Source organism: Micromonospora sp. DT227, from assembly GCF_049841835.1.
Taxonomy (GTDB): Bacteria; Actinomycetota; Actinomycetes; order Mycobacteriales; family Micromonosporaceae; genus Micromonospora.
The window spans coordinates 1-289 of record NZ_JBNCLA010000079.1 but is presented as its reverse complement, the minus strand read 5'-3'; the positions used below and the strand labels follow the sequence as shown (position 1 = coordinate 289).

Annotated in this window: 1 protein-coding gene; it reads left to right on the top strand. The window is 71.3% G+C overall.

Going from position 1 to position 289, the window contains the following annotated elements:
• Nucleotides 1-17: 17 nt before the first annotated feature.
• Nucleotides 18-289 (top strand): ketoacyl-synthetase C-terminal extension domain-containing protein (locus ACLQ2W_RS33970; RefSeq protein WP_425792000.1); only part of this gene is annotated, 272 nt, incomplete at its 3' end.

The window sequence follows — 289 nt, the reverse complement described above, 5'->3', positions numbered from 1 at the left end:
GGCCGCGGCGGGCTGGGGTGTCGTCGTTCGGGATCAGCGGTACCAACGCCCACCTCATCCTCGAAGAGGCCGAACCGGCACCGGATACGGCGTCGGGTCATGAGCCGGCCCTGCTGGTCGACGGTGTGGTGCCGTGGTTGTTGTCGGCGAAGTCTGAGGTGGCGTTGCGGGCGCAGGCGCAGCGGTTGGCGGGGTTTGTGGCTGACCGGCCTGAGGTGGATCCGGTGGTGGTGGGGCGGGCGTTGGCGGCCCGAGCCGTGTTTGCGCATCGGGCGGTGGTGGTCGCCGC